The following is a 3,519-nucleotide window of genomic DNA, read 5'->3' on the forward strand; positions in this document are numbered from 1 at the left end:
CGAGATCGAGGCCGGCGTCGAGGCCCATCGCGAGGCGATGGTGGCGCTGCGCCGCGACCTGCACCGCCACCCGGAGCTGGCCTATCGCGAGCGGCGCACCGGCGACCTGGTGGCTGAGGCGCTGTCATCCTGGGGCTACGAGGTCCATCGCGGCCTCGGCGGCACCGGCGTGGTCGGCACGCTGGCGCTGGGCGATGGCCCGCGCCGGGTCGGCATCCGCGCCGACATGGACGCACTGCCGATCGTCGAGGCCACGAACCTGCCCTATGCCAGCGGCACCGCCGGGGTGATGCATGCCTGCGGCCATGACGGCCACACCGCCAGCCTGCTGACGGCGGCCCGCGTGCTGGCCGAGCGGCGCGGCTTCTCCGGCACGCTGCACCTGATCTTCCAGCCGGCTGAGGAGGGCGGCGCCGGCGCCCGCCGGATGATCGAGGACGGGCTGTTCGAGCGTTTCCCCTGCGACGCCGTCTACGGGCTGCACAACTGGCCCGGCGTGCCGGCGGGGCGCTTCGGATTCATCTCCGGGCCGGCGATGGCGGCGGCCGACCGGGTGACGATCCGCGTGGTCGGGAAGGGGGGACACGGCGCCGTGCCGCAGCAGGCCGTCGATCCGGTGGTGGCCTCGGCCTCGCTGGTGATGGCGCTGCAGAGCGTGGTGGCGCGCAATGTCAGCCCGCTCGACGCCGCGGTGGTGACGGTCGGCGCCATCCATGGCGGCAAGGCGGCCAATGTGATCCCCGACGCGGTCGAGCTGCAGCTGACGGTCCGCACCTTCCGTCCGGAGGTGCGGGACCGGATCGAGGCGCGCATCACCGCTTTGGCCAAGGCGCAGGCCGAGAGCTACGGCGCCGCGGCCGAGATCGAGTATCTGCGCGGCTATCCGGTGCTGGTGAACCACGCGGCCGAGACCGAGTTCGCGCGCCAGGTGGCGGCGGAGCAGTTCGGCCCGGACCGGATCGAGACGGAGTTCCCGCCGATCACCGCCAGCGAGGACTTCGCCTACATGCTGGAGGAGCGGCCGGGCAGCTATCTCTATCTCGGCAATGGCGACAGCGCCGCCCTGCACAGCCCGCACTACAACTTCAACGACGAGATCCTGCCCGTCGCCGCCCGCTACTGGGTGGCGCTGGCGGAGCGGTATCTGGTGGCCTGAAGGGGCGCCGAGTCCCCCTCCCGCGAGGGGAGGGGGACTCATGAGGTCACGCCGTCTTCAGGACCGCCGGCAGCAGGTGGCTGATGTCCTTCTCGAAAGGCAGCTTGCCGTGGATTTCCGGGTCGATCTCGGTGTCGAACAGGGCGGTGTAGCCGGAGCGGAGATAGAGGCCGGCGGCCTCCGGCTGGCGGAAGCCGGTGGTCAGGTAGATCCGGCTGTAGCCCTGCCGCGCCGCCTGGGCCTCCAGCTCCAGCAGCACCCGGCGGGCCAGGCCCTGGCGGCGCAGGTCGACATGGGTCCAGACCCGCTTCATCTCCGCCGTCTGCTCGTCATAGCGCTTGAAGGCGCCGCCGGCGATGGCGGCGCCGTCGCGCAGCAGCAGCAGGAAGGCGCCGTCCGGCGGGGCGAACAGCTCGGCCGGGTAGCGCTCCATCTCCTTGACCCCGTCGCCCGCGCCCCAATAGTCGCCGTAGCGCGTCTCGTATTCCCAGGTCAGAGCCTGGATCAGCGGCTGCGCCTGCGGGGCCAGCGGCGTGGTGTAGAGGAATTGGTCGGTCATCGCATTGCCTGTTCGGGACGGGGAAGGGCGGCCGCGACGGTCGCGGCCGCAGGGTCGGGCTCAGACTTTGGGCAGGCCGGGCGGGTTGGTGCGCGACTGCTCGACGGCCTCGTCGGTCAGGTTCCAGCGGGCCAGCGCCTCGCGGTACTTGCCGTTCCGGATCAGCGTGTTGATCGCGAGCGTCAGGGCGTCGGCCAGGCCGCTGCCCTTGCGCGTGGTGATCGCGATCTCCGCCGTCAGCGGCCAGCCGCCATTGATGACGCCGACGGCACGGGTCTTGCCGCTGACCGCCGCGGCATAGGCCAGGCGGGAGTTCGGGTTGATCTCCACATCCGCGCGGCCGGAGGTCAGCGCCAATTGGGACGCGCCGTTGTCGTCGAAATAGAGGAACTCCGCCGGCGTCAGCCCGGCCGCCACGTTCTGCCGATCCCACTCGACCACGATCTTCTCCTGGTTGGTGCCGGCGCCGACGATGACCTTGAGGCCGGCGATGTCCTTGGGCTCCTTGATCGATTTGATCGGGCTGTTCACGGCGACATAGGCGCCGAGCACGTCCTGGCGGTAGGAGGAGAAGTCGAAGCGCTCCTTGCGCTCCTCGGTCACCGTGACGTTGCTGATCACGGCGTCGAAGCGGCCGGAGACCAAGCCGAGCGGCCAGTCGGCCCAGGCCACCGGCACGAACTCCACCTTCCGGCCGAGCGATTCCGCCACCAGCGACGCGATGTCGGCATCGGTGCCGACCACGGTCTTGGCGTCGGAGCCATAGGTGTTCAGCGGCGGGTCGCCGACGCTGACGCCGACGGTGAACACCCCGTCCTTGACGAATTTGAAGCCGGGCGAAACGGCGGCGACCGCCGCGGCGACCTTCTCGGTGTGGGGCCGTCCGGCCTGCTCCGGGCTCAGATCGAAGGCCTTGCCGCTCTGCGCCTGGGCCGTCGTGGTGAAAAGGGGGGCGGCGAGAAGGGCGGCGATGCCGATGGCCGCGGCTGCCGTGGTCCGGCGGATGGACATGATGGGGCTCCTGATCTCTGGTCTGGTGGGATCGGCCATGGGAGGGCCGGTGTGCAGCGGCGGCGTGGGGTGCCCGGCGGTCGGCCGGGAAGGGGGCTAGAGGACCTTGGCCAGGAACTCGGCGGTCCTGGGATGGCGCGGCGCGGTGAAGACCTGGTCGGGCGGGCCCTGCTCCAGGATCCGGCCGCCATCCATGAACACGACGCTGTCGGCGACCTCGCGGGCGAAACCGATCTCATGGGTCACGATCACCAGCGTGGTGCCGGACCGGGCCAGGGTGCGGATCACGTCCAGCACCTCGCCCACCAGCTCGGGGTCGAGGGCGGAGGTCGGCTCGTCGAACAGCAGCACCTTGGGTTTCAGCGCCAGGGCGCGGGCAATGGCGACGCGCTGCTGCTGGCCGCCGGACAGCTGGCGCGGATAGGCCTGCGCCTTGTCGCTGAGGCCGACCCGGGCCAGCAGCGCCAGCGCCTCCTCCGTCGCCTCGGCCTTCGACCGCCGGCGCAGCGCCACGGGCGCCTCGATCACGTTCTCCAGCACCGTCAGATGCGGGAACAGGTTGAAGGTCTGGAACACCATGCCGACATCGGCCCGGCGCTTCAGGATCTCGGCTTCCTTGAGCTCGTAGAGGGTGTCGCCGCGCTCGCGATAGCCCAGCAGGGCGCCATCGACGGTGATGAAGCCGGCATCGACCTTCTCCAGATGGTTGATGCTGCGCAGCAGCGTCGACTTGCCGGAGCCGGAGGGGCCGAGGATCACGGTGACGTCGCCGGACGGGATGGTCAGGCTGACC

Annotated in this window: 4 protein-coding genes; 1 reads left to right on the plus strand and 3 read right to left on the minus strand. The window is 70.7% G+C overall.

Going from position 1 to position 3,519, the window contains the following annotated elements; genetic code table 11:
• Window positions 1–4: 4 nt before the first annotated feature.
• Window positions 5–1,156 carry a M20 aminoacylase family protein gene (locus ABDW35_RS34130; RefSeq protein WP_343718301.1) on the plus strand — a complete coding sequence of 384 codons (1,152 nt, stop codon included), beginning with the start codon at window positions 5–7 and terminating at the stop codon, window positions 1,154–1,156.
• A 46-nt stretch (window positions 1,157–1,202) separates the two neighbouring features.
• Here ABDW35_RS34130 and ABDW35_RS34135 read toward each other — a convergent pair whose 3' ends face one another.
• From ABDW35_RS34135 to ABDW35_RS34145, 3 genes are all read right to left on the minus strand, one after another.
• Window positions 1,203–1,715 carry a GNAT family N-acetyltransferase gene (locus tag ABDW35_RS34135; RefSeq protein ID WP_343718298.1) on the minus strand — a complete coding sequence of 171 codons (513 nt, stop codon included), beginning with the start codon at window positions 1,713–1,715 and terminating at the stop codon, window positions 1,203–1,205.
• 60 nt (window positions 1,716–1,775) lie between these two features.
• Window positions 1,776–2,726 carry an ABC transporter substrate-binding protein gene (locus tag ABDW35_RS34140; RefSeq protein ID WP_343718299.1) on the minus strand — a complete coding sequence of 317 codons (951 nt, stop codon included), beginning with the start codon at window positions 2,724–2,726 and terminating at the stop codon, window positions 1,776–1,778.
• A gap of 96 nt (window positions 2,727–2,822) precedes the next feature.
• Window positions 2,823–3,519: amino acid ABC transporter ATP-binding protein (locus tag ABDW35_RS34145; RefSeq protein ID WP_343718300.1), on the minus strand; the 697-nt coding region annotated here is incomplete at its 5' end.

The organism is Inquilinus sp., from assembly GCF_039594555.1.
Taxonomy (GTDB): Bacteria; Pseudomonadota; Alphaproteobacteria; order DSM-16000; family Inquilinaceae; genus Inquilinus.